Annotated in this window: 1 protein-coding gene; it reads left to right on the top strand. The window is 38.6% G+C overall.

What is annotated here, in order from left to right; genetic code table 11:
• A partial coding sequence (locus N0M98_RS33495; RefSeq protein WP_259620498.1) for an IS3 family transposase occupies positions 1-531 on the top strand: 531 nt, incomplete at both ends.

Here is a 531-nt window from a genome sequence, read left to right on the forward strand (position 1 = left end):
AAATAGCACCGAATGTTTTAGATCGAAATTTCAAAGCGAAGAAGCCCAATGAGAAATGGGTAACCGACATTACAGAGTTCAAATTATTCGGTGAGAAGGTTTACTTAGCCCCGATGTTGGATTTATTTAGTGGAGAAATTATCACCTATACAATAGAATCACGCCCTGTCTATTCCCTTGTTTCCAAGATGCTGGACAAAGCGTTTGAACATATAAATGACGGAGATCAACTGATGATTCATTCAGATCAAGGCTGGCACTATCAAATGGGGCCATATCAGCAGGCATTAAAGAAACGTGGGATCACACAAAGTATGTCACGCAAAGGAAACTGCTATGACAATGCGGTTATTGAGAATTTCTTCGGCATCTTAAAATCCGAATTTTTATATAGACAAGAGTTTGAAAGCATGGAACATTTTAAGAAAGAGCTCAAACAATATATCGATTACTACAATCACAAACGGATTAAGGCAAAATTAAAGGGTATGAGCCCGGTTCAATACCGGATTCACACCCTAAAGGCTGCTT

The organism is Paenibacillus doosanensis (assembly GCF_025060755.1).
GTDB lineage: Bacteria > Bacillota > Bacilli > Paenibacillales > NBRC-103111 > Paenibacillus_S > Paenibacillus_S doosanensis.